Source organism: Nocardia sp. CA-084685 (assembly GCF_050955785.1).
Classification (GTDB): domain Bacteria; phylum Actinomycetota; class Actinomycetes; order Mycobacteriales; family Mycobacteriaceae; genus Nocardia.
The window spans coordinates 2,303,849-2,330,764 of sequence record NZ_CP192094.1 but is presented as its reverse complement, the minus strand read 5'-3'; the positions used below and the strand labels follow the sequence as shown (position 1 = coordinate 2,330,764).

General features: G+C 64.5%; 32 protein-coding genes, 1 tRNA gene and 1 pseudogene. 4 read left to right on the top strand and 30 right to left on the bottom strand.

The window, feature by feature from the left end; all coding sequences use genetic code 11:
- Window positions 1-532: 532 nt before the first annotated feature.
- The 5 genes and pseudogenes from ACQP2U_RS10440 to ACQP2U_RS10420 all read right to left on the bottom strand — a co-directional run bounded on the left by ACQP2U_RS10440 (window position 533) and on the right by ACQP2U_RS10420 (window position 4,233).
- On the bottom strand, window positions 533-1,534 hold the full coding sequence (locus ACQP2U_RS10440; protein WP_433709384.1) for a reverse transcriptase domain-containing protein: 1,002 nt from the start codon (window positions 1,532-1,534) through the stop codon (window positions 533-535).
- A 13-nt stretch (window positions 1,535-1,547) separates the two neighbouring features.
- Window positions 1,548-1,874, bottom strand: coding sequence for a hypothetical protein (locus ACQP2U_RS10435; RefSeq protein WP_433709385.1), 327 nt, complete (start codon window positions 1,872-1,874; stop codon window positions 1,548-1,550).
- A 781-nt stretch (window positions 1,875-2,655) separates the two neighbouring features.
- Window positions 2,656-3,087, bottom strand: a complete 432-nt coding sequence (locus ACQP2U_RS10430) for a tetratricopeptide repeat protein (RefSeq protein ID WP_433714485.1) — start codon at window positions 3,085-3,087, stop codon at window positions 2,656-2,658.
- Window positions 3,036-3,317, bottom strand: a pseudogene (locus ACQP2U_RS10425) (tetratricopeptide repeat protein); the annotation flags it as partial. The pseudogene ACQP2U_RS10425 and the gene ACQP2U_RS10430, both read right to left, overlap by 52 nt.
- 571 nt (window positions 3,318-3,888) lie before the next feature.
- A complete protein-coding gene (locus ACQP2U_RS10420; protein WP_433714484.1) occupies window positions 3,889-4,233 on the bottom strand; it encodes a hypothetical protein in 345 nt (114 codons plus the stop codon).
- A 465-nt stretch (window positions 4,234-4,698) separates the two neighbouring features.
- Between ACQP2U_RS10420 and ACQP2U_RS10415 the strand changes: the two genes are divergently transcribed.
- Complete coding sequence (locus tag ACQP2U_RS10415) at window positions 4,699-5,190, top strand: phosphotransferase (protein WP_433714483.1); 492 nt, start codon at window positions 4,699-4,701, stop codon at window positions 5,188-5,190.
- Window positions 5,191-5,585: 395 nt separating this feature from the next.
- Here the strand turns inward: ACQP2U_RS10415 and ACQP2U_RS10410 are convergent, their stop codons facing one another.
- Both ACQP2U_RS10410 and ACQP2U_RS10405 read right to left on the bottom strand, forming a co-directional pair.
- Window positions 5,586-5,963, bottom strand: a complete 378-nt coding sequence (locus ACQP2U_RS10410; protein ID WP_433714482.1) for a hypothetical protein — start codon at window positions 5,961-5,963, stop codon at window positions 5,586-5,588.
- Entirely contained in the window at window positions 5,960-6,232 is a 273-nt protein-coding gene (locus ACQP2U_RS10405) for a hypothetical protein (protein ID WP_433714481.1), read from the bottom strand. Before ACQP2U_RS10405 ends, ACQP2U_RS10410 begins: the two co-directional genes overlap by 4 nt.
- A gap of 468 nt (window positions 6,233-6,700) precedes the next feature.
- On the opposite strand from ACQP2U_RS10405, the gene ACQP2U_RS10400 reads away from it, so the two are divergent.
- Window positions 6,701-8,581: a hypothetical protein gene (locus tag ACQP2U_RS10400; protein ID WP_433714480.1), complete on the top strand. Its 1,881-nt coding sequence runs from the start codon at window positions 6,701-6,703 to the stop codon at window positions 8,579-8,581.
- A 1,293-nt stretch (window positions 8,582-9,874) separates the two neighbouring features.
- Here ACQP2U_RS10400 and ACQP2U_RS10395 read toward each other — a convergent pair.
- The 17 genes from ACQP2U_RS10395 to ACQP2U_RS10315 all read right to left on the bottom strand — a co-directional run bounded on the left by ACQP2U_RS10395 (window position 9,875) and on the right by ACQP2U_RS10315 (window position 21,072).
- Entirely contained in the window at window positions 9,875-10,324 is a 450-nt protein-coding gene (locus ACQP2U_RS10395) for a hypothetical protein (RefSeq protein WP_433714479.1), read from the bottom strand.
- 199 nt (window positions 10,325-10,523) lie between these two features.
- The gene (locus tag ACQP2U_RS10390) at window positions 10,524-11,318 is read right to left on the bottom strand and encodes a DUF2637 domain-containing protein (RefSeq protein ID WP_433714478.1); all 795 of its coding nucleotides are present in this window, start codon (window positions 11,316-11,318) and stop codon (window positions 10,524-10,526) included.
- Window positions 11,315-11,749: a hypothetical protein gene (locus tag ACQP2U_RS10385; RefSeq protein WP_433714477.1), complete on the bottom strand. Its 435-nt coding sequence runs from the start codon at window positions 11,747-11,749 to the stop codon at window positions 11,315-11,317. Before ACQP2U_RS10385 ends, ACQP2U_RS10390 begins: the two co-directional genes overlap by 4 nt.
- Window positions 11,746-12,873: a hypothetical protein gene (locus tag ACQP2U_RS10380; RefSeq protein ID WP_433714476.1), complete on the bottom strand. Its 1,128-nt coding sequence runs from the start codon at window positions 12,871-12,873 to the stop codon at window positions 11,746-11,748. The genes ACQP2U_RS10385 and ACQP2U_RS10380 overlap by 4 nt, the downstream gene beginning before the upstream one ends.
- A complete protein-coding gene (locus ACQP2U_RS10375; RefSeq protein ID WP_433714475.1) occupies window positions 12,870-13,373 on the bottom strand; it encodes a hypothetical protein in 504 nt (167 codons plus the stop codon). The genes ACQP2U_RS10380 and ACQP2U_RS10375 overlap by 4 nt, the downstream gene beginning before the upstream one ends.
- Window positions 13,370-13,873 carry a hypothetical protein gene (locus ACQP2U_RS10370; protein ID WP_433714474.1) on the bottom strand — a complete coding sequence of 168 codons (504 nt, stop codon included), beginning with the start codon at window positions 13,871-13,873 and terminating at the stop codon, window positions 13,370-13,372. The genes ACQP2U_RS10375 and ACQP2U_RS10370 overlap by 4 nt, the downstream gene beginning before the upstream one ends.
- Entirely contained in the window at window positions 13,870-15,324 is a 1,455-nt protein-coding gene (locus ACQP2U_RS10365) for a hypothetical protein (protein WP_433714473.1), read from the bottom strand. Before ACQP2U_RS10365 ends, ACQP2U_RS10370 begins: the two co-directional genes overlap by 4 nt.
- Window positions 15,325-15,326: 2 nt before the next feature.
- On the bottom strand, window positions 15,327-15,650 hold the full coding sequence (locus ACQP2U_RS10360; protein WP_433714472.1) for a hypothetical protein: 324 nt from the start codon (window positions 15,648-15,650) through the stop codon (window positions 15,327-15,329).
- Between the two features lie 14 nt (window positions 15,651-15,664).
- A complete protein-coding gene (locus ACQP2U_RS10355; RefSeq protein WP_433714471.1) occupies window positions 15,665-16,186 on the bottom strand; it encodes a hypothetical protein in 522 nt (173 codons plus the stop codon).
- A 28-nt stretch (window positions 16,187-16,214) separates the two neighbouring features.
- The gene (locus tag ACQP2U_RS10350; protein ID WP_433714470.1) at window positions 16,215-18,299 is read right to left on the bottom strand and encodes a hypothetical protein; all 2,085 of its coding nucleotides are present in this window, start codon (window positions 18,297-18,299) and stop codon (window positions 16,215-16,217) included.
- 2 nt (window positions 18,300-18,301) lie between these two features.
- On the bottom strand, window positions 18,302-19,066 hold the full coding sequence (locus ACQP2U_RS10345; RefSeq protein ID WP_433714469.1) for a hypothetical protein: 765 nt from the start codon (window positions 19,064-19,066) through the stop codon (window positions 18,302-18,304).
- Window positions 19,063-19,488 carry an RRQRL motif-containing zinc-binding protein gene (locus ACQP2U_RS10340; protein WP_433714468.1) on the bottom strand — a complete coding sequence of 142 codons (426 nt, stop codon included), beginning with the start codon at window positions 19,486-19,488 and terminating at the stop codon, window positions 19,063-19,065. The genes ACQP2U_RS10345 and ACQP2U_RS10340 overlap by 4 nt, the downstream gene beginning before the upstream one ends.
- A complete protein-coding gene (locus tag ACQP2U_RS10335) occupies window positions 19,485-19,748 on the bottom strand; it encodes a hypothetical protein (protein ID WP_433714467.1) in 264 nt (87 codons plus the stop codon). Before ACQP2U_RS10335 ends, ACQP2U_RS10340 begins: the two co-directional genes overlap by 4 nt.
- Window positions 19,745-20,179 (bottom strand): hypothetical protein, encoded by a 435-nt coding sequence (locus tag ACQP2U_RS10330; protein WP_433714466.1) that lies wholly within the window; start codon window positions 20,177-20,179, stop codon window positions 19,745-19,747. Before ACQP2U_RS10330 ends, ACQP2U_RS10335 begins: the two co-directional genes overlap by 4 nt.
- Window positions 20,176-20,325 (bottom strand): hypothetical protein, encoded by a 150-nt coding sequence (locus tag ACQP2U_RS10325; protein WP_433714465.1) that lies wholly within the window; start codon window positions 20,323-20,325, stop codon window positions 20,176-20,178. Before ACQP2U_RS10325 ends, ACQP2U_RS10330 begins: the two co-directional genes overlap by 4 nt.
- A 250-nt stretch (window positions 20,326-20,575) precedes the next feature.
- The gene (locus tag ACQP2U_RS10320) at window positions 20,576-20,848 is read right to left on the bottom strand and encodes a hypothetical protein (protein WP_433714464.1); all 273 of its coding nucleotides are present in this window, start codon (window positions 20,846-20,848) and stop codon (window positions 20,576-20,578) included.
- Window positions 20,845-21,072: a helix-turn-helix domain-containing protein gene (locus ACQP2U_RS10315; protein ID WP_433714463.1), complete on the bottom strand. Its 228-nt coding sequence runs from the start codon at window positions 21,070-21,072 to the stop codon at window positions 20,845-20,847. The genes ACQP2U_RS10320 and ACQP2U_RS10315 overlap by 4 nt, the downstream gene beginning before the upstream one ends.
- A 149-nt stretch (window positions 21,073-21,221) precedes the next feature.
- Here ACQP2U_RS10315 and ACQP2U_RS10310 point away from each other — a divergent pair, with 149 nt between their 5' ends.
- A complete protein-coding gene (locus ACQP2U_RS10310; protein WP_433714462.1) occupies window positions 21,222-22,490 on the top strand; it encodes a helix-turn-helix transcriptional regulator in 1,269 nt (422 codons plus the stop codon).
- 8 nt (window positions 22,491-22,498) lie between these two features.
- On the opposite strand, the gene ACQP2U_RS10305 is transcribed toward ACQP2U_RS10310, so the two are convergent.
- The 4 genes from ACQP2U_RS10305 to ACQP2U_RS10290 all read right to left on the bottom strand — a co-directional run bounded on the left by ACQP2U_RS10305 (window position 22,499) and on the right by ACQP2U_RS10290 (window position 24,971).
- Window positions 22,499-23,155, bottom strand: a complete 657-nt coding sequence (locus tag ACQP2U_RS10305; protein WP_433714461.1) for an HAD family hydrolase — start codon at window positions 23,153-23,155, stop codon at window positions 22,499-22,501.
- A gap of 45 nt (window positions 23,156-23,200) precedes the next feature.
- A complete protein-coding gene (locus ACQP2U_RS10300) occupies window positions 23,201-23,839 on the bottom strand; it encodes an HD domain-containing protein (protein ID WP_433714460.1) in 639 nt (212 codons plus the stop codon).
- 26 nt (window positions 23,840-23,865) lie between these two features.
- Window positions 23,866-24,798: a tyrosine-type recombinase/integrase gene (locus ACQP2U_RS10295; RefSeq protein ID WP_433714459.1), complete on the bottom strand. Its 933-nt coding sequence runs from the start codon at window positions 24,796-24,798 to the stop codon at window positions 23,866-23,868.
- A 99-nt stretch (window positions 24,799-24,897) separates the two neighbouring features.
- Window positions 24,898-24,971, bottom strand: a tRNA-Ile gene (locus ACQP2U_RS10290).
- Between the two features lie 142 nt (window positions 24,972-25,113).
- Here ACQP2U_RS10290 and ACQP2U_RS10285 point away from each other — a divergent pair.
- Window positions 25,114-25,545, top strand: a complete 432-nt coding sequence (locus ACQP2U_RS10285) for a nitroreductase family deazaflavin-dependent oxidoreductase (protein ID WP_433714458.1) — start codon at window positions 25,114-25,116, stop codon at window positions 25,543-25,545.
- Between the two features lie 2 nt (window positions 25,546-25,547).
- Here ACQP2U_RS10285 and ACQP2U_RS10280 read toward each other — a convergent pair whose 3' ends face one another.
- Together ACQP2U_RS10280 and ACQP2U_RS10275 are read right to left on the bottom strand one after the other, a co-directional pair.
- Entirely contained in the window at window positions 25,548-25,697 is a 150-nt protein-coding gene (locus tag ACQP2U_RS10280; protein ID WP_433714457.1) for a hypothetical protein, read from the bottom strand.
- A gap of 68 nt (window positions 25,698-25,765) precedes the next feature.
- Entirely contained in the window at window positions 25,766-26,764 is a 999-nt protein-coding gene (locus ACQP2U_RS10275; protein ID WP_433714456.1) for a zinc-binding dehydrogenase, read from the bottom strand.
- Window positions 26,765-26,916 lie beyond the last annotated feature (152 nt).

Sequence of the window (26,916 nt, the reverse complement as noted above, 5' to 3'; positions counted from 1 at the left end):
AAGCCCATGCCGAGATCGCCGAATCGCTGAGCATCGCCGGCCAACTGCCAGGCATCGAATGCTGGTGAACGTGGCTGATGACGCCGGGACTGACGGGCAACCCATCGAGTGCGAGGCAGTCGCGCCTGGTGGGTTGCCGTGCGATTGCGTAGCCGGGAAATCTGCGGGCGTGGCCAAGAGGAACACGCCGGGACACGACACTTGGACCTTTCCGATCCAACCCGGCCATCTACCCCGCGGCTTCGACCGCGCGAACGGCCACCGATCCTCCCACACAGCGAATCCAACTCCGCCGCAACAACATCCAACACCGCCCCCAGCACATTTCCGAACCGAGTGGTTGGGTCGGGAACTGGCGCGGTGTCGTGAGCGGTTGTAGGTGTGGAAGCCACTGTGACCGAACGGTTTTCCCGCTTGATCGTTCTTCTGCCCCACCATGACCGGCCATTCGATCCGTTTCCAGCTCCCGCCCGTCAAACCGTGCATGCGGTTCTCCCGCACACGGCTTACCGACGTTCTTCACCGGCGGCATTCAACCCTTCCAGGTCCGAAAGGGCCTGGGCGGCACGACGATTCCATCGAGGCTGATCAGCCCGAGGTGGTCCGGCGACGCCAGCACCTGGGCCATGCCCCATCCCCATGCGTGTCGCCGGTTGCCCCGCTTGGACAACAGCAACGCCAGACGCGAGAGGGCATAGTTTCTGATCTGACCGAACAGCAGAGCCGAGTTCCCATAACGGAAGTATCCGGCCCATCCCCGCAGGAACAGGTTCAGCTCTCCCACGATGTGTTCGGTCGGCAGCAGCATCCGGTGCCGGGCCGTGATCGACCGGATCCGGTCCCGAGCATGCTGCACCGCCTTGCGTGAGGGCCAACGAGCAAGGAACACCAGATGCGCCGACCGGGGAGTCCACCCGCGCACCAGCCGATTGTGGAAGCCCAGGAAGTCCACTCCCTTGCCGCCCTCGACCAGATGCACGATCCGGGTCTTGGACTCCTTGACCTCGAGCCCGAGCTCACCCAGCAGAACTACCAGCCGCGCAAGCGCGGCCTCGGCCTGCCGACGCGATCGGCACATCACCACCAGGTCATCGCAGTATCGGACCAGCACTCCGTGCGCATTCGTGTCCCATGCCCGGTCGAGCCGGTGCAGATACACGTTGCACAACAACGGCGAAAGCGGTCCGCCTTGCGCGGCTCCGGTCACCTCACGGCGCACCGAACCGCCGGCCATCACTCCCGCGCGCAACACCGCGCGCAGCAGCTTCAGCATGCCCTGGTCACTGACGCGTTCCTCGACCGCTGCCATCAGCTTCTCGTGCCCAATCGCCGAGAACCAGTTGGCGATATCAGTTTCCACCACCCATCGGTTGCCTCGCCAGGACTCGTCGACGAGCACCTGCAGCGCATCGTGTGTCGACCGCTTCGGGCGGAACCCGAAACTGCACGGCAGGAACTGCGCCTCGAAGATCGGCTCGAGCACGATCTTCACCGCAGCCTGCACCACACGATCACCAACCACAGGAATCGACAACGGCCGCTTCTCACTAGACCCCGACTTGGGGATGAGCACCCGACGCGGGCAACGGCCGCCACCGCTCGTTCTGCAAGTCCTCGGCCAGCTCGTCGAGGAATCTCTCGACACCGTAGTCCTCGATCTGCCCCAGGGTGGTCTCATCGACACCCGGCGCACCATTGTTGCGGCGCACCACCACCCACGCACGCCACAGGACGTCTCTGCGATAGACCTTGTCCCGCAACGCATGAAACCGTCGTCCCGGATCAGCCTTGGCCGACCAGTAAAGCGTGTGCTGCAAGGCTCGAACCGGGTCCAACGACCCCACAGCGGTGGAACTAGCCTGACCGGCACTCACCGGGCCCATCCTTTCCAGACACAACGCGTGAACGAAGCAACGGCCCTTCCCTCACCGGCGGTTATGTTGTCCGCCCGGCTCGATCGGTACTACGACCGCCTCCGACTCCCTCCCGGCACCCGATCCACTTCCCGGCTCCACACCGGTTATAGGACAAGCCTTTCCACACAATTCGCAGTGCATTTCGGCCGGGGAGGGCCTCCCCAGTTCCCGCCGTCACCTTCTGAACGTTCCGCGCCCTCTACGCCGGGGAGTCCTTCACGGCTGCGCATCCAGGCTCTTCACCGCTTCCATGGCCTTCACCGTGAACAGCCCGGCTCGGCTCTCCCTCAATGTCTAACGACGCGGCAGGCTTCGCTTCCGCTACGGACCGCTCAGTCGCTTCCCCTACAAGGGCTTTCGACGCTGGGCTTCGACCCGACCCGTTTCCAGACCGAGCCGCCAGCCTGCTACCGGGCCTCCTGGCAGCTACCCGGACCGGACTCACACCGGCAGGCGACGACGAGCTTCCGACACAGGTCATGACCGCAAAACGATCACCTCCTGATCTCTGGGCGCACCCGTTGCAGTACTAGCCGCGAGAGAACGCACGGCCATGCCGTTGAGCGGTCGGTGAGAGGTTTCTGAACTATTGTCCCGCAACGGAACTCGACCTGTGGCCGAACGCGCCCACATGCCGACTCCGGGTTTTCGCATGCGCCAACGACGAACACTCTGGACGTGCACGTAGTGCGGAAAGTCTCGACGTGCCGCACCGCCCCCGTGCAAGTTCGAGATGCCGTCACTCCTGTGTCGACGAGGGCCGTCGGTGCGGTCCTGCTTCGGACAAGGCGGCAGCCTCGTCGGGTCGGCCCGCCGACCGGTACACGCGAACGAGATCGTCGCGGGCGCGCTGCGCGAAGGGATCATTGCGCCCGACAAGCTGTTCCCGGTAAGCCAGGAGCTCTTCATACAACGGGATCGCCTGATCCCAGCGACCCGCAGCCTCACAGGCGGCAGCGAGATTGCAGCGATCTTCGTAGGTCTCGGCGCCGCTTCCCTCGACGTACGTCAGGTTCCGTTCGAACAACGCGACGGCCTCGGCATATCGACACGCCCGGTAGCAGGCCACGCCAAGCACGCGGCGAGCGCCCACAACGGAATACACCTGGGTCCGAACATTTTCTCGCGATACGCGAGAAGTTGTTCGAAGTGCGGAATGGCTTCGTCCCATCGACTCAGCGACATAAAGGTGCCGCCGAGTCGATTGTGTACGGCGTTGGTGTCGTGGTGATCGTGACCGAGCACCCGCTCCCGGTACGCCAGAAGCTGCTTCAAAAGCGGAACTTCGTCATCCCCACGCCCTGCCCGATGATAAGCGTCGGCGAGACGATCGCGCGTCTCGTTGGTGTCCGGGTGGTCGTGACCGAGGCTTTGCTCCTGCAGTGGCAGAAGTTCCTCCATCAGCGAGACGAGATCGGCCTCACCAGAAGTGGCCGCGGTCCCGCTCGCCGTGCCCTTCAAGCGCCGACTCAGAGCCGCCGCTGCCCGTTTCATCGGTTCCAACACGCCGTCCCCTCCTGGTCCAACTGGCGAGTGGAAACCTCACCGCTCCAGCCCAGAAAACCTATCTCACTCGAGTCACGACCCCCACGAAGACAACGAGCCGATGCTTCTCCGACGATCCGTGCGGCAGGCCCACGGAAACGGAACTGGGGCGGCGGCAGCCTCACTCATCAAAGGAAGCGATACGAGGTCATGAAGCGACACCGATGCTGCAATCCGAAACACGCGGTAATAGCCGATTACAGGATCCCTCTCGGCCTCGACACCGCCCGCTCCTGACCGCCGAAAGACGTGCCTGTCGGATGCTGCCGCTACACGGCACCACAGGGATTTCGCCAGACCCATCGCAGGTCAAAGCGCCCGGCCAAGACCGCGGTTCGCAATGTTCATTTCCGAGCATCACTCGGCTCGAAGTCCTGGTGCCGGTCGGCGGACGTTATCGACGGCCAGAAGCACCCAGTGACCGCCCTTATTCGCCCGCGCTCTCGTCTTTACCTTTACCTTTACCTTTACCTTTGCCCTTGCCTTTACCTTTACCTTTGCCCCCGCCCTTGTCCTCGTTCCCTGCACCGCCCGTGCTGCCGCCATCGTCGGAACTCAGCGGCGCAGAGGGCCCGAAGACCTGCACGGGTTCGACAGCACCGGCCTGATTCCCGAAGTCGATGCCCGTGCCCGTGGCACCACTTCCGGGGGTCGGCTCCCCCGCCTGCCCTTCTCCGGGTCCCGGGTCCAGCGCCTGGGCGGTGGCGACGCCTGCGGACAGGAAGACAGACAGGATGCCGACCGCGGCGGCGGTCGCGATTTTGTGAGTCACCGTGTAGCCCCTTCTCGTGCCGGAAGTGGTACATGCCTGATCAACCGATCCAGCCTAAAAGCGGGCAGGAGCCACGTTCCTGATCCTCAGTCCTGCGGCGATTCCCGCTACCGGTCTGCTGTGCTGTCCGGCGGGGAAAGCGGCGCGAGCCTGGTCGAGTTGAACATCCGCCCTCGGGAAGGGAACCGCCAGTCCAGCCCCGCCGAAGCGGTGTCGATAAAACGTGTCGAAGGGTATGGAGCTGCGAGGTGGCATCCCGCCCGAACGAACGTCCGGAAATGCCGCTGGTCGCGCTTTCCGTATACGAGATGGATTGCAGCTCGCGCCGTCCTGTCCTATCCGACTGTGCGCTTTGCGCTGAAAGGTGCTGGAAGGCATGCGAAGTTCAGGCGCCCGAGTCTTCGTGACCCTGTCCCCTCCAGCAGCCGGAGCGGGTCGGCTGCCCTCTGGCTACTGTTGATCCGCATGACGCACACCGGGATCGAGATCACCGCGGAGTTGGTGCGGGATCTGCTGCGTGAGCAGCATCCCGACCTCGCTGACTATCCTGTGCGGCTCGGCGCGCGCGGCTGGGACAACCAGCTGTGGCGGCTCGGCGATGACCTCGCCGTCCGGTTACCGTGGGCGACCGAGTCCGCGGACGCGCTGCTGCGCAAGGAGCACACCTGGCTGCCTGTCCTTGCCCCGCACCTTCCTCTGCCGGTTCCCGTTCCCCTGCGCGATCCTCGCAATGCCCGCAAGCAACTACAGCGGGCACTCGACCGCATCGGAGTCACCGGGATACCCCAGAACCCCCATGCGGCGCGCAAGACCGTCGGCACACATCTGGCCGAAGACGCCGATGGCGGGCAATCCGATATCGGTGTCGCGGCCGCCCAACTCGGCAACACCGAAGCGGTGACACGAAGGCACTACGTTCAACGCACCCATCAAGGCCCGGACGCCCGGAATCGCTGAGCGGCCTTCGCTCTGCCGAATGAGCAAGACGGGACTGCCACGACGAGCCGAACATGATGCCTCGAGAGTGCCCAGCGACGCCCGGCGTCGGTCATCATTGGCTAGCAAACAACCAGCTCCCGATGCCCCGGCCGGGCAGGGTGTCGGGAGCTGGGGGGAGCAGCATGTGCCCGCAATTTGAAAAAGGTGAGTAAGTGGTGACCTGGGCGGTTGAAGCACAACCCAAACACCAACCGCAACCCCCTGACCAGGGGGTTTGTGGGGCGGGCGGGGCTCGAACCCGCGACCAATGGATTATGAGTTCAATCACTGTCAGCGTTGTGCATAACCAGGGAAGACACTGCTCACTGGCGAGCATTTTCCAATAATCTATTCGTCTTCATCGGCAGCGCCCGCTACAGCACTTCCAGGTCGAGAAGTGTGCCGAGATGACTGTAGGCGGAGGGGTCATTGGTCAGGACGGGGTATCCGGTGACCTCCGCTTCCCACGCGACCTGCGCGACGTCAGGCGGGATCGATGTTGCGGCGGATTGGGCGACCAGCGCGATCCCTGGCACGATGGCCTGGCTGAACGGGGTGACAGTGAACCCGTGGGCATCGAAATCAGCCGGGTCGGCTCCGGCGAGCACTGCGACGTACAGACTGGTCGCCGGGATAACGAGCGGCCGACGCTCACGCACACTGAATCCGATCACCGTTTGGGCGTAGATGCTGCGGGGCAACGCAAGCAGAGCGGAAGCATCGAGGATCGTCCCGGCGGCGGTCGGCCTCACGCGGCGCCGTGACCGTGCAGGCGTCGGTCTGCGCGGTCGAACAGGGCCCGCGCTCGTGCCTCGGCGGCGGCGGTCTGTTCGGCGCTCGGTTCGCCGTGCTCGGCACGCCACCGCGTGATCGTCTCTTGCACGGTCGTGCGAGTCTCCCCTGATCCGGCTGCGGTAGCGATATATGCGCTCACCGAGCGGGCCTGCCCGGCTTTGACGGCGTTCTCGGCCCGCACCACCAGCTCCTCTGGCAGGGTCAGGCTCACCTTCCGCGTGCTCATGGCGGTAATCCTACCTTTATCGCACCTAGTTGTGCTGTACATAATGCCAACGGACGGACTGGTGCAGTCTGTACGTCGACCAGCAGGTCTGCATGTTTTCGTGGCGGGTTTTTGGCCGCGAATTGGTGGCTATGTGTGCGGCGACAAGGGGACACTGCCGCGATCGCCGTCAGCAAGCCCATCATGCGCCCGACTGCTATCTCGCTGACTGTAAGCAACTCGCAGGCCACTGGGCGCCTGCGAGTCCAGCCGGTGATCGGCAAACATCTGGCGCGAAGCCAAACAACGCACGCCGTCGAGCTATTAGTCGGACTGTGCGGAGCTCACTCTCTACAACCATGCTGCTGCACCTACTGCATCGCGCACCAACGTCGTCAGTCGAAGCGGCGGCAGGCGAAACGTTGAGATATGAACCGACGACGATAGTGGTGCCGCACCTTCGCGGCACGGGAGAAAGAGTGGGTCTGTATGGGACGTGTACCGTGGGCAGCGCTCGATGGCGACGAGGTAGAAGCCGTCGTTTCGAACCTGCTCTACAACGAGCACAATCGAGCCAAGCGAATCCGACCTTCACAGGGCGACTTTGGGATCGACATCATCGTGCCGCGTCAGGGCCAGCACGGCGAGGTGTGGGACGTCTATCAAGTCAAAAAGTTTGCCCTGAATCTGAGCGGTGATCAGAAGGCGCAGGTCGAAAAGTCCTTCCGGCGTCTCATGTTCGCGCTGGTGCGGAAAGGGATTCCAGTCGGCGACTGGTATCTCGTAATGCCATTGAATCCCACGACCGACAACCTTGAGTGGTTCGAAGCGATGCCCGACAGCGTGATCGCTGACATGTTTGCCGAGAATCCCAAGTTGCCGATCTCCGCCGAGGAGAAGAAGAACCCTCTTACTCCGAGCGAGCGCACGCAGATCGAAGCCTGGCGATCTGCCGATGGCCGAATAATCGACTGGAAGGGCCTCAATGCATGTGAGGCCTGGGTCTCAAACTACTGGTACGTCGTTGACTATTACCTCGAAGGTGGTAGTCAGCGAATAAGGAATGCCGTGGCCGAGGTCGCAAAACTGCTGCAGCGCGATGGGCAGCTTGCTGACGACGGCGATCAGACTGCTTTGCTAACACCGGCGGAGCTTGAGGAACATCTGCTGCGGCTCCAATCGACGCTCGACGGAGACCCTCACTTTCGGTATGGAGTTAGCCTCGATCCGCACGTGCCAGATTTAGCCAACGATGCAGGGTTGACCGCGGCAACTCAAAGGGTCGCCGCGGATGGCTCCTGTCTGACCTTCCGCATCTACCTCCGCTTCGATGAAGCGCTCAACGAACGCCCGATCCCCATCAAGCTGAAATTCGCATTCGACGATCCTCGGTTCGACCAAAGCGCATACGAACGATGGCGCAAGTACGGAACGCCGCTCGATGCGCCCGCAGCCGCTGAAATCAACCTTCCTGGCGGTCTCGGCGACGTGGTCAACGTAGCGTGGGTCAGTATTCTCCCAGCCGATGGCAGGACTCACGAGATGCGACTGCGAGTTCGTGCTGACGATGGCGCGATAGGCGCTGAAGTGAAATTAACCATGACAACGACCGTCGGGCCGGACCAGACCGGCATCCGGTCGCACGGCAGGGACTCGTCTGGGCTTTTGTTGACAGAGGGAAACCTCGATCTCGAGACGAACGCCCACAGCCTCCAGTTTTCACTAAGTAAGGTCAGCGGGGCGGAAATCGGCGAAGCGTGGCCCGCAATCGCCCTGGCAGGGGACCTTGTTCACCCGAATGTTCTACAAATTGCGGCCAAATATGGCCCGTTCCATGACGTGTTCACAGTCCCGGATGGATCGCAGGTAATGAGCCCCAACCTGCTCCAGTATCTCCGCGCCCTTTGGCTTATCCAGTCATGCACATCAACGTCGATTCGCATTCCTTCCATTGAAACGGTCACAGTTGAGGAGTGGCGCGCAGCACTTCATTCTGCGACATTGATCGAGGGTCAAGTCGCTGTCGGGTCGTGGGCACCGTTCAATCTTGAGTCACATATCGCAGACCAAATCGATCGGGATAGTGACTTCGAGCTCATGCTTATCGGAGCGCACAAACTCTCGATCGGCGGCCAGGCTGTCACGCTCACCGGAACAGTCACCCAACGGATGCTGTCGGCCAGCCTGGGAGAACCCATTGACGGTCACGTCCGCGTCTTTCCTCATCTCAATGACACGTGTCATCGCTCGTTCGACCCGTCGTCTCCTCCCATCGAGGGGCAATATCAGGTCCTCTACCGCCGAAACGAAGACCAGAGCGAACTGACAGTCGCTGACCACGAAGCCAGCGCCGGAGATGTCGAAGAGTAAACACGGTCCGATCCCCGGCCTTACCAGCGTGTTCGAGTAGTCCGAGTCGCGGGTTTTTCGCCGCGAATTGGTGGCCATATCTCCAATGATTCGCCCGACTGCGACTTCTATTGCCAAATAATTGCTAACTCAATGCTTATGAGTTAGCTGGCGGGTTCGCTACCTTCCGGCTCGGCGGCCGACTCGCCTTGCCTGAGTGCTGCGGTAGACCAACCGGCCGTAGCCTTCGCACCCCGTCCCTCTGGGTGGCCTGGCCCGCCGCCGAGGCGATGCTCTTCCGCGCCCGGTGGGCGCGATGCTCTTCGGTCGGAAGCGCGAAGCCTGGCTTGTGCTGTGTCCCTCCGGTATGGCCTGAGGGCGTCACATCACAGCCGCGGTTCTGGCCCGCGCCCTACAAGCACACCGTGCGATGCCATGCCAAGCGCGCGGGACAGGTTCCGGCTGTGATAGCCCTCAGATCAGGCCATACCGGAGGGACACAGCACCCGCGCGCCGAACGCGCGACCGCCAGGTCGCGGAACCCTACATCGAATCACGACGCGCACTGCATCACTGTGCTCTGCACCAGCCAGCGCCCACACGCTTACCGCCACACGCATTGATTACCTGACTACCACGCATAGCCGCGTGTAGTAGACCGCAGCTGATGCACACGACGCCACCACCGTCACCGTCTCCCCAAAGCAACCCACTCGCCAACTTTCCGACGCCCACCCAGCGCAACCGCTTCTTTTTCTCTCAACCACCACCCCAACCCTCCTCACTTTGATCTTTTGATTTCTGATTGCTCCCCCACCCCCACCCAGTCCGACATCTCGTTGACCACGAAGTGGGTGATGAGATGTCGGACTGGGTGGGGGTGGGGGAGTGAGCAGAAATCCCGCCCTTTGCCCAGCTCACGGGAGGGTTGGGGTGGTGGTTGAGAGCGCGAATAAGTAGCACACGCGTGTGCTACTTATTCGCTACCTTTTGTCGGGGTTTTCGCGCCGACTGACCGCGCCGACCGGCACCAAGATCGACTGCCGACACCACGGAGTCGGCCCTTCCTCGGCCGGATAGTGTGAGTCCGGCTCGCTGGTCGTTCAAGGGCGCTCCTGCCGTCGCGTCGGCTGCGCCGATGGCCTGGCGGCCACCCTTGAGCAACCAGCGCCCCGAACTCGGAATGCCTTCGGAGGAAGGGGCCGGGGAACAGTCGGCGCAAAGCGCAGCCACGGCACACGAATCGCCGACCGGCTGAAGACACGACGAAGCCCCGGCCGAAATCTCGGCCGGGGCTCCGGTAGGTGGTGGACTTTAGTCGGCGGGCGGGAGGTAGGCCACCAGCTCGTAGACGCGGCCGTAGCCGCCTCCCTCGACTGGGCCGACGTAGACCAGTTGATCGAGGCGACCGCCGATCGCGAAACCGCCGGCGCGAGCACGACGCACACCCGCGGCGATAGCGCGCTGCATGTCACGATCCAGGGTGATCGAACGCAGACCCTCATCATCGGAGTCAGCACGCTCGCCGGTCTCCAAGATCAACGCGGAATCGATCACCGGGTCCCCGGCCTGAGCAACCATCGGCTTGCGGTTGACCCAGTACAGCGGCTGCCCCTGGCTGTTGTGGCGGTGCCGCCGCACCACGGCCACGATCTCACCGGAGACGGTGGTGTTCGGTTCAACGTCACGCCCGAACGGGTTGCGGGCGCCCTGGCTCATCAGCTCGGCGTTGATCTGGTCCAGGTCGGTCATTGCGTTCGTCATGAGATTCTCCTCCATGGTTGAGGTGGTGAAAGGGGATGAACGGGGCAGGCTCACTGCCTGCCCTCGAAGGGCTCTGCCCGTGTGGCGGTGGAGGCTCGCGGGTCCAGGGTGGCCGCAAGGCCATCGGCATCGCCGACGCTGTGCGCCCTTGACGCGGGAGGGACCGCCGCACACCCTCCCGCACCACCTGGGCTATCGATCAGCGAATCAAGCTCAGCACCTCCCCACCGGGGTCGTCCGTGTCGGCGGCGGCGATGATCTGCGCGACCCGCGACTTCGACAACCCGACCGCGGCACCGATCCGGCGCGTCGACTCCCCCGCCGCCACACGGCGAAGGATCTCCGCGTCGCGGTCGGCGAGTGCGTCACTGTCCACCGTGACGGCCGCGACCGTCTGCCCGCTGTCCAGCTCCGGTGCGGCGTTGTCCAGTGGTGGACGGTCGCTGTCCAGTCCTGTCCGGTCGGTGTCCAGCCGTGTCGAGTCGGCGTAGATCGGCGTCAACTCGGGATCCGTGCTCGGGTCGGGGATTCGCGGGACTTCGATCAGCGCGGTCAGGCCGTGCGTGGCGGCCAGGCCGAACAGCGGCGCCGCGCCAGCCACGCACGCCGCGATGGTGGCGGGCAGGATGCGTTGCCCGGATTCCGCAGCGTGCAGGCCATTTCCGACCACGCTGATGAGTTCGGCGGCGAACAACTCACCCCAGAAGAAGAACACCGTCGAGTTCTTGACTCGGACACCGGTTCGTTCGCGTCGCTGCAGCGAGACCAGGGCGACAACGGACTGGACAATCGCGCCATCCACGAAAATCGGACCGGCCCACGCTAGACGGTGAGTAATCCCGGCCATCTGACTCAGTTCGGTCAGCGCGGCGAACGACCACGCGAACGCCCCCAAACCGATCACGATTGTCATCGCCAACGCGGTCAGCTCGGCCAGATCGAACCGGCCGGTGGACGGCTGGTGGACAGAGTGGACAGTGGCTGTCGAGTTCATCGGTCATATCCCTCTCGGTCGGTAGACGCGGCCCACGGGCTCCACGCCGGAGGGCGAACCAGGCGTTCCTGCTCTTCGTGCAGGGCGTGCCCGGCCAGCTGATCCAGGGCGTTGTCCAGGTCGCTGGCCATTTCTCGGTTACGGTCTTCCAGCTGCGCGGCTTCGTGTTCGGCGGCGTCGCGGGCCGCGACCGCTGCGGCGAGCTGCTCCTCCAGCTCGGCGGTGCGCTGATGCGCCGCGATCAGCCGCTGGGCCAACTCCTCAGCGCTCAGGCCTGCCACCGGCTCCGCCACCGAACTGGCCTGCACCTGCGGTACGGGTACCGGGAAACTGGTCGGGGCGGAGTCCCGCATCGGTGCCGGCAGGGCCGGGATCGCCCAGATCTGTGCTGCGGAGGCGGGCATGGTCGCCTCGATGGCCGGGGCGCTCACCGCTCGGCCCCATCACGCTCAGCGTTTGCCAGGCTCGCAGCCAGAGCATTGCCCGGCCGATAGTTCGCCAACGGCGACACGCTGCTGGCCAGCTCGCGGGTACGGGCCGCAGCGAAGGCTGACGACACCGGAAACGGTGCGCTGGTTCGGATTTCGGCAGCATTCGCCCACGGCATGTCCCGGGCAGGCTCGCTGGGCCGGTCCGTCTCGGTATCCCAGGTGCCGTGGCCGGTCAGTTCGGCGGCCTGCTGATAGTTGCGCCATCGGATCGGCTCGATCGACCCCTGATCGCCGACAGCTTGACGGTCAGCGATCAGACGACAGGTCCTGCGCATAGTCTCTGGTTCGCCCTCCCACGCGGTAGTCACCGCGCCCAGGTGATCCCACACATCGCGCCAATACCGTTCGTCGTGGTTTTCCCACCGAGTGGCGATGTCGTCGGCGGCCTGCCGGTGACCCGCGACTTCGGAACCGTCAGTAGCTACGTCGGGGTCGATGGTGACTGCGTCCGCGTAGTTCAGTTCGTCGATGTAGCGGACGTAATCCGCGCGCAACTGACGTTCGTCATCCGATTCGGCGGTGCTGTAGTACTGCGGATCGGTCATCGGAATGAATCGGTCATCCGAAGCCGATACGGCCCGGTTGTCCACGCGGGTCACATAGTGGGAGGTCAGCAGACCGGACTGGTCGCGCTCGATACCGTGTTCGGCGATCCAGCGGGCCTGCTCCTCGCTGCGTACCTCGATCGGCGACAGGGCGCGCTGATGCATGGCAAGCATGCGCTCGGCGTAGGCGTGGTCATCGCGCCACCGCTGCGTCGCGTCCGACAGGTACCTCCAGTGGTCGGCCCACTCGTCGTTGCGGTCCAGCCACGGCGAGGCGTACTCGCGGTAGTCCAGCTCGTCGGCCGGGTCGTAGTCTTCCGGGTCCCGCGAGCTGTACAGCTCGGCGTGCATGAAATCGCTGCGCATCACCTGCTCGAGACCGGTCACCAGGTACTGGTGTGCGGCGGCGGTAGTGTCGGTCATTGGTTCGGCTTCCTTCTCGATCTGGTAGTTGGGGTTGGTGTCGGGCCGATCCATGCCGGGCGGTCGCACGCCCGGCATGGCTGTTTCGGTACTCACCGCTCGGCCCCGTCCCGCTGGGAACCGTTGCGGGCCACGGCATCGGCCAGGGCCTGACCGGGCTGGTAGTCCGCCAGCGCAGAACGCGGCGCGGACTCAGCGGCCGGGTACCAGAAACCGTGGCCGGTCATCTCGCGGGCCTGCTGCTGGCTGCGCCACTGGATGCCGGACAGCACATGGGCGCCCGCGGCTTCATCGATGGCGACCTGCTCGTGGAAGCGGCGCATCGTCTCCGGTGAGCGCGTCCAGTCGTCATGGGCATCACGCAGGTACCGCCAAGCGGCGCCGAGGTCGTCGTGCCGCGACGACCAGCCCACCGTGATCGCGTCGGCCTGCTCGATGAGCTGGTCGAGTTCCTGCTCGGTCTCGGCGTGCGGCATGTTGTCGCGGATCTCTTGCGCGCGAGCGAAATCCGCGCGCATCAAGACCTCTTCCGGGTTGGTGACCTTGTCGGCGTACTGGTTGATGAACGGGTCATCGAGATCGTCGGCGCGGTTCATCGCTCCATCCCTTCCCGGTCGCGGCCGTTGCGTGCCACGGCATCGGCCAACGCGTGACCGGGCTGGTAGTCCGCCAGCGCCGACTCGGATGCGGACTCGGCGGCCTGCTCCCAGGAACCGTTACCGGTCATCTGCCGCGCCTGCAGCTGACTGCGCCATTCCATGTCGCTGATCGCGTCGACGCCTTGGTCCTGGTCGTGGCGGAACTGGTCATAGAACCGGCGCATATAGTCCGGTTCGCACTTCCAGTCGTGAAGCGCGAACTCCAAGTAGCACCAGGCTTCGCCGAGGTCGTCCGCGCGGCTGTGCCATCGCGCGTCGACCCCGCGGGCCTGGCTCAAGAGCAGAACCCTTTGCTCCTCGGTTTCGGCATACACAGACATTCGCCGCAGCTCTTCGGCGCGGGCGAAGTCCGCGCGCATCAGTACCTCCTGCGGGTCGGTGACCTTGTCGGCGTACTGGTTGATGAACGGGTCATCGAGATCGTCGGTGTGGTTCATCGCTCCATCCCTTCCCGGTCGCGGCCGTTGCGGGCCACGGCATCGGCCAGGGCCTGGCCGGGCTGGTAGTCCGCCAGCGGGGACCGCGGTCCGGGCTCGGTGGCTGCTTCGGTGGCCTCGCGGGTTTGGTTGCGTGCCTGCTCGGCTTGGCGTTCGGGGCTGCCGTAGCGCTGCTCGGCCGGGGTGCGTTCGGCGAGCTTGCGAACCGCCTCGTCCCGCTCCGACAGCAGCTGATCCCGCTCGGCGCTCAACGCGGTCAGCTGCCGCGTCAGCTGGGCATTGCTATCGGCCAGTTCGCTGTTGTGCTCGATCGACAGATTCAGCCGGGCCTTCAGCGAATCCCGTTCCGCGGCAAAATCCTGCCGATCGCGGCCGGTGCTACGAGCCGGGCGTCCGTTGCGGTCCGGATCTCCGAACGGAGTGTGATCAGTCCGACCCTCGTCAGTGCCCATCCCGAGCGGGCCGTCGACCCTCTCGGCGCTGTCGCGCCGATCGGACTCGCGGGATGCCGCATGGGTGTGTTCCTGTTCGGCCGTTCGGCGGTCGGTCAGGACGTCGATCCGATCGTTCAGCTTGTCGGTCAACGCCTGCGGCTCGCCGTAGCTCCAATGCGTGATGCGGTCGTGTACCGAGCTGGCCTGGTTGTCGACAACATGCGTGGAAAGGCTGATACCCTTCGGCCACCGCCCTTCGGCCACAGCGTGTTTGAGCCACTCCGTGGCTGCCTCCTCGCTTGCGAACTCGCGCCGCTCGACAGCCACCGGACGCCACGACACAGCTCGGCCAGTCCGAGCCGCGCGGGCACGGTCAGCGGCGGGGCTGTTCCAGCCGAGTTCAGCGACGAACCGCAGGGGTTCACCCTCACGGCTGAGCTGGGCCGTCTGCTCGCTCGTCCTCGCGGCTCGCTGCGCCGACTCTCGCCCGGCCCCCTGGGTGTTCGGCTGGTACGAGACTTCACGGGCTACCTGCGCCCGATAACGCAGTGCCTCAATACCTTTCACCTTGTGGGCGCGGTTGAACAACTCGCCCGTCTCGAACTCCGGAAACGCTGTGGCCGCGTCCAGACCATCGAGAGCGATACCTTTCTCGACCTCGCTCAGGTGCGGGTTGCGCAGCAACAGGTCCCGCATATCGGCCCGATGCCGGGCCAGCACCTGCTGATCACGGAACCGGCGGGTGTGGTCGACGGTCGGATCGTTCGCGCGCTGGTTCACCGCAAGCGCGTGCACCCGGTACTTGTCGACGGCCTGCTCGGAATACACCAGATGCCGCTGGCGGGCGGCCTGCTGCTCGCGCGCCTCCTGGCGGGTGATCAGGCTGATCTCACGGCGTGCGCGACGCCGATCCAGCCAGTTCGATGCTTGGGCGTAGTGGCGCATCGCCGCCCGCATCGAGGTACTGAATTTCCTTGCCTCGGCAGCCAGTTCGTCTTCGACACTGCGATCGGACATGATCAATTTCCTTCCTTCTTGGTGGCCGCGGTCGCGGCCTGCTCGGCTTCATAGGCGCGGATATCGCTGGCGAAGTACTCGCAGAAATGGGTCCAGCCCTGCGGCCACAGCCGCAGCGCGCGGTCGATGACGACATCGGCTGCCATGGCGTCGACCTCGGTGGTGTGCGCCCGGGTCCAGCCCGGCGCCATCTCGACACAGGCACGCAGATAGCCGCGGGCGGTATCGATCTCGGCAAGGCTCGGCGACGACGGCACCTCGACACGTCGCAGCAGCGGTATGCCGCCCATTTCCTCGATTACTTCGTCAATGGCGTTGTCACACATCGGTTCTCGCTCCTCTACTCGGCTTGGGGTTCAGCGTTCGGGCGGGTGCGGCGCTGCTCGTAGCGGGCGCGGCGTCCGGCCACCTGCTCGATGTGACGCTTGATCCAGGCGCCAGCGTCGGCGACGGCGTAGGCGAGCATCCGGACGGTCTCGATCGCGCCTGGTCGTCCGGCGCAGTGCCACCACGCGAACGCGGCCAAAGCGAGCACGTACAGCGCCAGCGGGCCGGGCAGCGGCAGCACCGTGACCGCGGTTGTTCCCGCGGCTGTGGCGGCGACGGCCGGTCCCCAAATCTGTGCCCAGCCACGAATTTTCGTGAGCCGGTCGATATGGGGTGCGACGGTGCGCCCGACCGATCCGCCGTCGGGAACGACCGGAACCACCAGCTGCTGGGCGAGCTTCTCGGCGGCGGTGCCTTCCATGTCGGCGGTGAGCGCTTCGAGGATCTGCTGCTCGCGGGCCTGCTCGGCGCCGCGACGGCCACCCAGTTCCTCGCCGTGGTCTTCCGGATCAACCGGGGGGTTGGGCATAGCCATGATGTGAATCTCCTTGCGGTAAACGGGTTTACGCCGGGCGGCGCTTGGGCAGGTCGATCACCGACGCCAGAGCATCGGCGTTGGTGTCGGGGTCGGGGTCGGTGAAGCGGTCCAGGCCCGGCAGCGGGCGCATACGCTCGCGCTCGTCGTCATCGAGCGGCGAGATGAACCCCCAGCGGGCGCGTCCGCCCGAGACCTGCACCACGTCGCCTTTCTTCATGGCGCGCAACCGGTTCGGTGGAATCAGGAACTGATCCGAGGACTGGACGTTGCCTTCGTCGCCGTCGCGGTTGCCGCTGATCAACTTGCGCGACAGCTCGAACTTCGGGCGGGTGCCGTACTTCTTCGCCAAGGTCTCTGGATCCGGAGACCGCATCAGCAACGAACCACCCGAGGCGGCCGAGACCAGAGCGTCACGGTTGTCGTCGTCGTGGCCCAAGCCCTGCCAGGACTGCGCAATCCACCACGACCCGATACCCGCCTTACGTAGCCGCTCAACCCACTTCACCGCGCGGGTCTTGCCATCGGAAACCGCGCTGAACTCGTCCACCGCCATCAGCGCGGTACGTCCGTGCTGCTTGTCGGCCAGCTGCTCGAACATCGTGCCGAGCGCACCGAACTGGGCCCGGGCACGATCAGGGGTCTTCACGCCCTCCAGCACGATGTAGATCAGGTCGAAGTCGGTCAACGACTTGTCGCCGTCGAACGCATCGCCCAACGACCGGTAGAGGTTCGCGAATTCGGCGCGCGCCGAGTTCATGACCGGCTGCTTGCCATCGAGGGTGGAGGCGATCTCCATCTCTACGCCCATGACCCCGGTCCATGGCGTCGCCCCGAGCTCACCGCCCCACAACCGCGCCAACCGCGCCGGATCCAGCCGCGACAAGAACTCGATCCAGGACCGTGGCGGGTTCTCACCGATCGGAGTCGGAACGCCGTCGATCAGCTCGACACGGGCCGGGGCGTCCACGACCAGATGGATCAGGGTCTCGCGGATCTCGTGGAAGTACTTCTCGGTGTCGGTGGTCGGCGTGGAACCGCCGGAGATCATCGCCGACAGGATCGAGCGCAGGTCATCGACGCTGGCGTTCCACAACCCGAGTGATACGTCGTCGGGGAAGACGCCGATGCGGTCGGCGGGGACACCCAACGCGCGGAACCACTTCCGCAGGCTGTCCGCTACCTTGCGGCTTTCGGGTCCGCCGTTGCAGTCGACCACGATCGCCAGCGGCCGGCCGGGCCGATCCAGCCGCCACCACTGCCGATGCCGCGTCCACGTAGTAACGAACCACGACATCAGCACCCGCTTGAGCAGCGTCGTCTTACCCGAACCGCTGGACGCGACGGTGCTGAAGTGCTCGGCGACGTTGATCCACGGCAGAATCAGCCGGGTCTCGGTGCGACCGGTCAGCGACCGCAGCGTCGAACGCGGTGGCGCCTGGTCGCACTCGACCGCCAGGCGCCCGATCACCAACTCTGGGTTCAGTCCACCGGTCGTAAACGGCAGACGCCGCCGCGACAACCGGGTAGCGGCACGCTGCTCACGCTGGGCCTGCATGTACAGTGCCCGCTCGGTGCGGGCCGGGGACGCCAAACCCACCGTTGCCAGCTGCACACGCTTACGGGTGTAGGTGATGGTCGCGGTCAACCACGCTGCCGGAATCAGCAGCGACGCCATACCCAACAGACCACCGACGTAATGCCCGGCCATGAACTCGGTTGCGGCCTGGGCGAAGTCGCGGGCCGGGGCGAACACATCCCACGCCCACAACGCCGCCGCACCCGGCATCACAAGGACGCTGCCGAACAACCAGTTACGCAGCCGCTGAGGCTTCCACCCCAACAAAGTCGCCGGTGCCAGGATCACCAACGTGCCGATCAGGACCGTCACCAGCACCGCCGCACCCAGCAGGGCACCATCACTCACGCTGTCCCACGACCATGACGAGAAATCGGGCAGCCAACCGAGCGGGTCATGCTTGAGCCCGACCGGCGGCATCGTCGGGTGGACATCGATCCGCGGTGCCTCGGTCGGCGTCGGAATCGGTGTAGCCGCAGGCGTCGGGGCGTACGGCGCGCAATCAGCGGGGGTAATCATCGGAGTGCAGGTCATGATCAGACCGCCCTTCCATTGCTTGGGTCTGTGACCTGGGTGATTTCGTGATCAGCGGCACCGCCCGCGATCACCCGGAGCCCGGGTCGTGGAGCGAGCGTGGAGGATTCGGCCTTCTTTGTGGCCAGCAGCTCGTCAAGATCGCGAAGGGTCAACTTCGGCCCCTTCGACAGACCGGCCGACGCAGCACGAATGACGTTCTTCACCGCTTCACCGCGGCAGTAGTAGGTCAGTCCCGCACAGTTGACATGCTCGGCCACATGCAGCGCTCGCGCCACCGAAGTACGTGCCGCAGCAATGCTTTTCGCGGTCAACTCGACCTCGACCGCCCACAAATCACCAGCAGCGGTGATGTAGCGGCCGTCGTGGATATGCGGACGCGACTGCTCAGCCTTCAGCAGACCGACTTCGGAACGCAGCTGCCGTTCAGGAATCCAGCGGTCCAGATCCATCCCGGTCAACGCCAACCGCAGTTCAAGTACCGCGAGGGTGTGGGCGGCCATCTTGGGTTTGGGCACCCAGTGACGAACCGACCGACCCAGCAGGGCCTCCGCCGCCGACCTCGTCGGGTACACCCACACCGACCCCGGCACCGGGCGCACACGGTTGTCGCTGATCATGCGAGCCGCCTGCCACCGCGCCACAATCCGATACGCCCGCGAACGGCTCACGCCCAACATCTGCGCCACCAATTCCAATGGCGCACCGTACATCTCGGCCAGAATCGTCAGCACCACCATGTCGCGTGGCGAAAAACGAATACTCATCGGTCCATCCCCTCTCGTTCGGCGCCACGCGCGAGCGAGACAGCCAGAGCGCTGCCAGGCTGGTAATTCGCAAGAGCGCCGGTGGATGTGTCCCAACCCGGACCCGGATCCCCGACCTGCTCGAACTCGGCACGGTCGATGCCGCGACGCTCCGCGGCCCGCAACTGGTGCTCGCGCGTGGCCTTCGCCAACGCGGCCAGCTGCGCCGGGGACGCCTCTCGCTTCGCGGCAGCGAGATTGATGTCATAGAGGTAGGCCGTCAACGGCTCCCCAGCGCGGCGCGGGCGCTGCACCTTGCCCGCGATGTCCTGCCCATTCGGGCGCAAACCATCCGCCGCCAACTGGCGACGAGTCCGCAAATGCAAGGGCGCACACCGCCACTGGTAAACCGGGATACCACCCTCGGTCGGCTGCTCGGTCATCGCCGCCACCCCGTAGAAGACGGAATATCCTGCGGCGGAACACAACCCAGCGCCGAGGCGCGAGCTACCTGGTCATGGCGGCACACATTCGGCGACGGCACGTAATCCTGGTAGTCGATCCACGCCTTCCCACAAGACGCGAACGCGATCAACAGACCGAACATCAGCAGGCCGAGCCGCATCAGCGGCGGCAGCAGCGCGAACAACTGCCCACCGGAGCGAGCGACCTGAGCATCGGTCTTCACGACCGGCCCGATCATCGCTCGGCTCCGTCCCGCTCATCCCGCTCGCGACCACTGGCTAGGTCCGCGAGCGTGTGCACTGTGACCGTGGCGAGGGAGGAGGTCGGCGCGGTCGCCCCAGCGGACTGGTCTCGCTCCGGCTGCGGGTACTCGCGGACCTTCTCCGCCAACTCACGAGCCGAATGCAAGTGGAACTTCGCCGCGGCGGCCATATCATCGACCGCATCGCCAAGCCGGATCGCGGTGTACTTGACGTTGATGCGGCCGTACTCCTCGACCGGGCTCCGATCGGCGCTTGGTGGCGGATTGTTGTACCGCTCCGCGTGAGGCTCTAGCGCCGCATAGCGCGCCTGCAACGCGACCGTGCGCTGCCGCAACAGCTCGTGTGCCTGAATGATCGAATCCAACTCGTCCAGCAAGTCGACCGGATCGTGGAACGGCTCGTTCATCGCCGCACCCCCATCCGCGGTCGGAATCGCCACACCGCCACCAGGACCAGAAGCATCACCGTGACCCCGACGACCTCGGGATTCGTCAACAGCAGATAACCCACAGCCACCGCCGCGACCACCACACCGAACGTCCGCGCCTTCATCGCTCACCGCCCTCGGTGACTGGGCCCCCAAGTCGCATCAGCTGCTCATCGACCTCAGTGATGTCGATGGCCCTCTGCGCAGCGGAGAGAACTACATCCGGCGCCCAGCCACACACGAAACCCATTGCGTAATCACGCTGCTCAGCCGTCAGCGATTGCCATGCCGTCAGTGCTTGTCGCACGTATGGGTCAAGACCCTCGAACGGATCGGTGACTACGTCCGGTGCGACACCAAAAGTTCGGGCGTGCATCACAATTCACCGCCTCGACGGTTCTTAACGCGACGGCGACGAACCTGCGCGGACTTCAAAGCAAGCCGGGTGTAATGGGCCTTCCGCGCCTGCGCCGCGCGGTAAGCCCGCTCTTCTGGGCTGAGCAGTCCATCGGGATCAACGAGGCGATCGAATTTGGTCAGCAGCGCATCACGGGCCTTCGCCGTCCGAGCGGCTCGATCCGATGTCTTTGCCCAGGACTCGTGCGCGGCGATCCGCGCCTGCAATGTTCTCTCGACCGGGGTGCTCATGCCGCACCACCAGCGACGGAGGTAGGCGCAGCAACCGGTTGAACGAGAGCAAGCACCGCCGCGCGACGAACGCGCCACCGGCGACCGTTGACCAGCCATCCCTGGAGGTCACCGGCCTTGATCCAGTTCTTGATGGTTTTGGCGTCGACGTCGACAAGGGACGCCGCGGTCCTGACAGTGATGAGGTCCTCGGGGACCTGGATAGATGGGAGATTGATTGTCATCGAGAGTCCTCCTGGGAAATTCGGAAAGTTCTTCCAAGACAGGCTCTCTCAGCACAAAGTCCTATTAAAGGCCAAAATATGGGCCATTGATGGGACAAATCACGGCCGCTTTTGCTGCAACGGCCGCTCTAAGGCACTAGACTGTCCTCATGTCAACCGCAGGTAACGCAGCACTTCGCGCCGCCAGGCAGGCCCTTGGCATCAGGTCTCAAGCCGATCTGGCGAAGGCGCTGACTAACACGGCCCGCGAGATCGGACTGCGGGCCGAGGTCGCTCCCCGGACCGTGCGTAGATGGGAATCGGCGGAACCGCCATGGCCTCACCACGATCACGTGTCAGCGCTCGAGGCACTGTTTCGACGCCCGATCACCGAGCTTGGATTCACCCCTCCATGGGCAGATGAACGCCAAGCAACCGATCGCAGTGGGCTGCCCGAGCCCCGAGTTTCAGCCAGTCAACGGCTACACAATGCGGCGTCGCATCAGCTTCCGCCTTCTGTTGCAACGGATTTCGCAACCGTGACTGTCTCGCATCGCCACATGTATTGGTCCATCCCCGCAGCGCGACTTCATCGGCTTGTTGCCGAGCACGCGCAGCTCGGAATCGACCTCCTGCCACAGGTGCCTGGCGCTGCGAAAGAGGTCCTCGCCCGAGCAGTTTCAGAATCAAACTTGCTCGCTGGCAGGTTGGAGTTCTTTGACCTTCAGCAGCCAGAGTCAGCGCACACAAGCCTCGTTCTCGCTCTCCAGGCCGCGCACGAGGCGGCCGACTCGCTCCTCGGCGCTGCAGCGCTCGCACACATGGCATTCGCGCCCGCCTTCTCCGGCGAACCGGCACGCGCGGAGGAAGCGCGTGAACGACTCCGCGCTGCTCGAGCCTTCGCGCGGCGCGGCGGCGCAAATGCCGAATTCACGGCATGGCTTGACGCTGTCGAGGCTGAGGTTGAAACCCGGTTCGGAGATACGCGACGCGCGCTAACGCTGATTCACCACGCCGAAGATGCATACAAGAGCTACAGCTCCGAGACCGATCCGTCTCCGTCGTGGATGGACTGGTTTTCGCCAACCCGACTGGCTGGCTTCAAGGGCAACACGCTACTTACTGCTGGGCGAGGCCGTGAAGCGCGCGAGACGCTAGTAAGCGTCATCGGCGATCTGCCTCCGGAAGAGGTCAAACAGAAACCTATCTACCTCGCAGATGCCGCTGCTGCATGTGTTCTGGAGAGGAACCCAGAGGCCGCGTGCGGTCTTCTTGAGGAAGCACTCGACCTCCTCGCCCGGAATTGGTACGCCACCGCGCTTGATCGAATCAAGGCTGTACGGCAGTCACTTCGTCAGTGGGACTCGTTGCCCACGGTCCGCGCGCTGGACGAACGTCTATACGACTGGCACACGACGGTGAACTCACTGATTAGCTAGCTGTAGTGCTACGTCGCCACGTTCTCAACGCCGACGATCCCCGGCAGCTCGTTGAGGTCACGGATTCTCCAATCGGAGAGTTCCGTGACCTCTTCTTTTTCACGATGGATCCAACCCCACGGACCGCGCTCTATATATGCAGTCCGCATCCCGACTCGCTTTGCTGGTGCTACGTCGTTGTCAATCCGATCCCCCACATAGACGATTTCAGCCGCGGCGCAGCCCGCCGCCTCGATTACCTTGTGGAAGAACTCGGGGTCCGGCTTCTGGATTCCCCAATCATCTGACGTGGCAATGAAATCGGTCGGCAGATCCAGCCCACGCAGCAGACCTCCGGCGCGGACTGTCTGATTACCGACGACTCCGACCCACACGCCCATCTCGCGGAGCTTCGACAGTGCAGGCCTCACGTCGGGATACAGGTCGTCTTCTCCGAACCACTCGGGCTGGCCAGCATCAGCCCGAGCCTGCCGCTCGAGGTCGAGATCGAACCCAGGCCGAAACACCTGGAAGGTCTCGCGGTAGTCGAGGCCGGACGCAATGACGGCACCGAAAACTGCAGCGAACGTGTGCCGCGGCACCCCCAACCAGTCAGCCCAAGTTCCATATTCTCGGGTCTCGTCGACCAGCGTTTCGCCCACATCGAAGACCACAGCACGGATCACGTCTCTACCCGTTCCTTCCATCGAGTTCGAACTCCCAGGATCTCATCAATCCCGACGTATGGTCCTGCCCGCCCCTGTCCTCGAGCGGCCGGGTGACCATTTACCGGAGCGATGGGCGGCCTCCATGGTCCGCGCTCCTGCGGCCAACAGTTCCGGCGCAGCCTCGGTTACGGAACGCGAGACGATGTGCTCTGGTCCATAGCGCTCGCACACTTCGGCGAGGCGGCTCGAAATATCGGTGGTTTCGCCAGTCGGCGTGGTAGTCATGTCAGCCCACCAGAGGGCATCGCGAAGCGGACCGCACTCGTCCGGCCACGGCAAGGGAACCTTGCGGTTCCGCGCCTCGACTCGTGCGCATGAGTGATTTGCGACGAGCGCGCACAGCCGGGGCGGCGCCCCCTGGTCCCGAAGAAACTCCGCACCGTCAACAGGATGAAACCCTGTGCGCACCAACTGCGGCGAATAACCGACATCATGCAGCCAAGCGGCGGCGATAAGAAGGTCGCCATCATCGACCAAGCCTGCAACAAGCTCAGCATGACGCGCGACGCCCGCGACATGCGCGAGTCGGGTGGGGAGGTCGCTCAGCAGTTCGTGCGCGGTCCGTTCGGCCCATTCCAGAAGCTCTGCAGCCATGTCGCCACCGTAGCCGCTCTGAGGGCGACGGCCGGTCGTCAAACCCAACTCGCACCCGCCGCTGTACGGGTATCTCACAGCTTGTCCCCGAGACGTGCTCGGCGGTGGGCTGCTTTTGCGCGTTCGTCGGCAACAGACTTGCCGTATCGATCGAGCATCTGCCTCGAGCGCCATCCGGCCAGCATCATGAGGTCTTGCTCCTGGCCGCCGTTGGCGAGCCAGTTGTGGGCGAACCAGTGGCGCAGCATGTGCGGGTGAATGTGGTCGATGCCCGCGGCCTGCGCGCGGCGTTCCAGCATCTGCCGTATGCCGTGGTCGGTCATGGGACCCTGCCGACCTAGCCACAGCCGGTCGCTCTTCTTCGCGAACGGATGTTGGTTGCGGGCACGGAGGTACCGGCGCAGCGCGATGCGCGTCTTGTCGCCGAACGGTGACGATCGTGGCCGGCCGCCCTTGCCGACGACCAGCGCGCTGTCTTCCTCGAAGTCGAGATCATCCAGACCGAGGTTGGCGACCTCGCCGCAGCGACACCCGGTGTCCGCGAACAGACGGATGATCGCGTTGTCCCGCCGCGAATCGAAGTCGGTTCCGGCGCACTGATCGAGCAGGGCGCGCAGGGATTCGAGACTCGGTACCGGCACGAGCTTGTCCGGAGCATCCGGCAGGCTCAGCTTGTCGAACGGGTTGGATTCGATGATCTCCTCGGCCGCAAGGTATTTGAAGAACTGCTGAAGGCTCCGATACTGGCTGCGCGCGTACTGCGGGGACAGCGGCTCACCGGTGCGGCGGTTCGTCCTCGACAGCAGCGTCTCGATGTACCCGCCGATGTGGTCACGGGTGATCTCGGGCGCGTCCGTGGGCAGAGCTTCGGAGATGAGGTAATCGGCGAAGTAGCCGATGTGGACCAGGTAGACATCGATCGTCTTCTTGGCGCGGTTCTTGCGCCGCAGCTCGGTCGCGAAGTCGTCGCGCAACTCGCGGATGTCATCCAGCGAAACGGTCCCCATACCGCCCGATGCTACCGCAATAATCTATTCGTGGAAGAGCGCTGTTCTAGATCGAAATCTCTCCAGAAAAACAAAAACCCCCTGCTCAGAGGGGGTTTGTGGGGCGGGCGGGGCTCGAACCCGCGACCAATGGATTATGAGTCCACGGCTCTAACCGACTGAGCTACCGCCCCGTGTGTGGGATATCCACAGCGTTGGGATGGTACCGGGTGGGGTGGGGTGGGCACCAGTCGGATGGGGTGGCGTGGTGACCGGAGGGGCGAAGTTGGGGTGGATAGGGTGGGGGTAAACCGGGAACAGGGTGGAGGGTGGGCTGTGGCTAGTTTGTTTGCGAATGTGTTGAAGGTGCATCAGTGGGTCTATGAGAACAGCGGTGGCGTGGTGGGGCATCGGGTGCTGTTCGGGAATCCGACGTTGTTGTTGCGGACGGTGGGGCGGAAGACAGGGCAGGCGCGGACTTCGGCGCTGACATATGGGCGGGATGGGGCGGATTATTTGGTGACCGCGTCGAATGGTGGGTCGCCGCGGCCACCGGGGTGGTTGGCGAATGTGAAGGCTGAGCCGGAGTGTGAGATTCAGGTCGGGCGGCGCAAGATAGTGGTGATCGCGCGGGCGACGTTGCCCGACGATCCGGATTACGCGCGGCGCTGGGCGATTGTCGACGAGGTCAACAAGGGGCGCTACAGCGAGTACCAGAAGATGACCAAGCGGCCGATCGCGGTGGTGGTGTTGACTCCGGTCAGGTGAGTTCAGTCGGTCTCCCAGCCGTCGTAGTCGTCGTCGACATCACCACGGTCCCAATCGGACTCGCCGCGGGGCGGGCGGCTGGCCCACTGCACGATGAGAGCGACGAGACCGAGCACGGCGAGGACGACGACTACGACAATCAGCGTTTCCACGCGGGGCACCCTAGCGCCCCGAAGGGGTTACCTGCACGTACGTGAGACAAGTTGTCACAGAAGGCCGTTCAGACCGTAAGAAGTGTGCGTCCAACGGCGGTTCGCGATTCTATTGCCACATGTGCGCGATCGGCCTGTTCGAGTGGGAAGGATTGGCCGATAACGACTTCCAGTCGTCCGGCCGCCGCTTCCGCCAGTGCACGGGCGGCCAAGGCGAGCCAATCGATATCGCCTTTTCCGGTCAGATCGAACAGTCCGACCACGTCGATTCCGTGCGCCGCCACAGCTTCTCGATCGAAGTCGGCGAATTGACCTGCGGCAGCGCCATATCCGATGAAGCGGCCGCCGCTGGCCGCTGCTTCGATCGCGCCCGCACCCAATTCGCCACCCGCACCGTCCAATACAACGTTCGCGCCGGACCCACCGGTCGCGGCACGCGCCTTCGCCGACCAGTCGGACTCGGAGTAGTCGATGACCGCATTCGCGCCGAGTCGTGCCGCGAGCTCTAGTTTGGCGCTGCCGCGCGCCGCGGCAACCACATTCGCTCCAGCCGCGCGGACGAGTTGAATCAGCAGGGTGCCCAATCCCCCACCCGCCGCGGTGATGAGCACCCATTCGCCGGGCTGGATCGCGGCTCGATCGAAGATGGCGAGCGCGGTCTTGCCGTCGTGGGCGAGCGCCACCGCCGCTGGCAGGCTCAGGCCCTCTGGCACGGCGACCAGGGTTTCGGCCTTGGCGAGTGCCTGCTCCGCGTAGCCACCGATCGGCTGGCCACCGCCGATACCGCTAGCGGCGGTGTCGGTGACGACGCGTTTGCCGATCCAACTCGGCTCGATGTCCGGACCGACCGAGGTAATCACACCGGCGACCGCACCGCCGGGTACGTACGGCGGTTCGAGCTGGAAAAACTCGGTGCCCCAACCACTTCGGAGCTGGACGTCGAGGAACATGACATCGGCGGCCGCGACGTCGACGACCACCTGTCCCGGCCCGGCCACCGGCTCCGGCACTTCACGCACCGAAAGAACCTCTGGCCCACCGAATTCCGCAGCGTGCACAGCGCGCATGACAAACCTCCATCAATTCCTGACTTGATCCGACATGGACCAGCCTGGAACCTGAAGCAGTGTTGAGGTCAAGCCGAGGGGGTCGATTACGCTCAGCGCGGAACCCGGAATAGAAGCGCTCCCCGGGCCCAACACACGCGCTGAGGGCACAG

Excerpts from the sequence above, each read along its gene's own strand:
- ACQP2U_RS10430 (WP_433714485.1), bottom strand. The coding sequence starts at position 3,087 with ATGGGACGAAGCCATTCCGCACTTCGAACAACTTCTCGCGTATCGCGA.
- ACQP2U_RS10415 (WP_433714483.1), top strand. The coding sequence starts at position 4,699 with ATGACGCACACCGGGATCGAGATCACCGCGGAGTTGGTGCGGGATCTG.
- ACQP2U_RS10405 (WP_433714481.1), bottom strand. The coding sequence starts at position 6,232 with ATGAGCACGCGGAAGGTGAGCCTGACCCTGCCAGAGGAGCTGGTGGTG.
- ACQP2U_RS10400 (WP_433714480.1), top strand. The coding sequence starts at position 6,701 with ATGGGACGTGTACCGTGGGCAGCGCTCGATGGCGACGAGGTAGAAGCC.
- ACQP2U_RS10395 (WP_433714479.1), bottom strand. The coding sequence starts at position 10,324 with ATGACGAACGCAATGACCGACCTGGACCAGATCAACGCCGAGCTGATG.
- ACQP2U_RS10390 (WP_433714478.1), bottom strand. The coding sequence starts at position 11,318 with ATGAACTCGACAGCCACTGTCCACTCTGTCCACCAGCCGTCCACCGGC.
- ACQP2U_RS10375 (WP_433714475.1), bottom strand. The coding sequence starts at position 13,373 with ATGAACCGCGCCGACGATCTCGATGACCCGTTCATCAACCAGTACGCC.
- ACQP2U_RS10370 (WP_433714474.1), bottom strand. The coding sequence starts at position 13,873 with ATGAACCACACCGACGATCTCGATGACCCGTTCATCAACCAGTACGCC.
- ACQP2U_RS10365 (WP_433714473.1), bottom strand. The coding sequence starts at position 15,324 with ATGTCCGATCGCAGTGTCGAAGACGAACTGGCTGCCGAGGCAAGGAAA.
- ACQP2U_RS10360 (WP_433714472.1), bottom strand. The coding sequence starts at position 15,650 with ATGTGTGACAACGCCATTGACGAAGTAATCGAGGAAATGGGCGGCATA.
- ACQP2U_RS10355 (WP_433714471.1), bottom strand. The coding sequence starts at position 16,186 with ATGGCTATGCCCAACCCCCCGGTTGATCCGGAAGACCACGGCGAGGAA.
- ACQP2U_RS10350 (WP_433714470.1), bottom strand. The coding sequence starts at position 18,299 with ATGACCTGCACTCCGATGATTACCCCCGCTGATTGCGCGCCGTACGCC.
- ACQP2U_RS10345 (WP_433714469.1), bottom strand. The coding sequence starts at position 19,066 with ATGAGTATTCGTTTTTCGCCACGCGACATGGTGGTGCTGACGATTCTG.
- ACQP2U_RS10340 (WP_433714468.1), bottom strand. The coding sequence starts at position 19,488 with ATGACCGAGCAGCCGACCGAGGGTGGTATCCCGGTTTACCAGTGGCGG.
- ACQP2U_RS10335 (WP_433714467.1), bottom strand. The coding sequence starts at position 19,748 with ATGATCGGGCCGGTCGTGAAGACCGATGCTCAGGTCGCTCGCTCCGGT.
- ACQP2U_RS10330 (WP_433714466.1), bottom strand. The coding sequence starts at position 20,179 with ATGAACGAGCCGTTCCACGATCCGGTCGACTTGCTGGACGAGTTGGAT.
- ACQP2U_RS10325 (WP_433714465.1), bottom strand. The coding sequence starts at position 20,325 with ATGAAGGCGCGGACGTTCGGTGTGGTGGTCGCGGCGGTGGCTGTGGGT.
- ACQP2U_RS10320 (WP_433714464.1), bottom strand. The coding sequence starts at position 20,848 with ATGAGCACCCCGGTCGAGAGAACATTGCAGGCGCGGATCGCCGCGCAC.
- ACQP2U_RS10315 (WP_433714463.1), bottom strand. The coding sequence starts at position 21,072 with ATGACAATCAATCTCCCATCTATCCAGGTCCCCGAGGACCTCATCACT.
- ACQP2U_RS10310 (WP_433714462.1), top strand. The coding sequence starts at position 21,222 with ATGTCAACCGCAGGTAACGCAGCACTTCGCGCCGCCAGGCAGGCCCTT.
- ACQP2U_RS10295 (WP_433714459.1), bottom strand. The coding sequence starts at position 24,798 with ATGGGGACCGTTTCGCTGGATGACATCCGCGAGTTGCGCGACGACTTC.
- ACQP2U_RS10275 (WP_433714456.1), bottom strand. The coding sequence starts at position 26,764 with ATGCGCGCTGTGCACGCTGCGGAATTCGGTGGGCCAGAGGTTCTTTCG.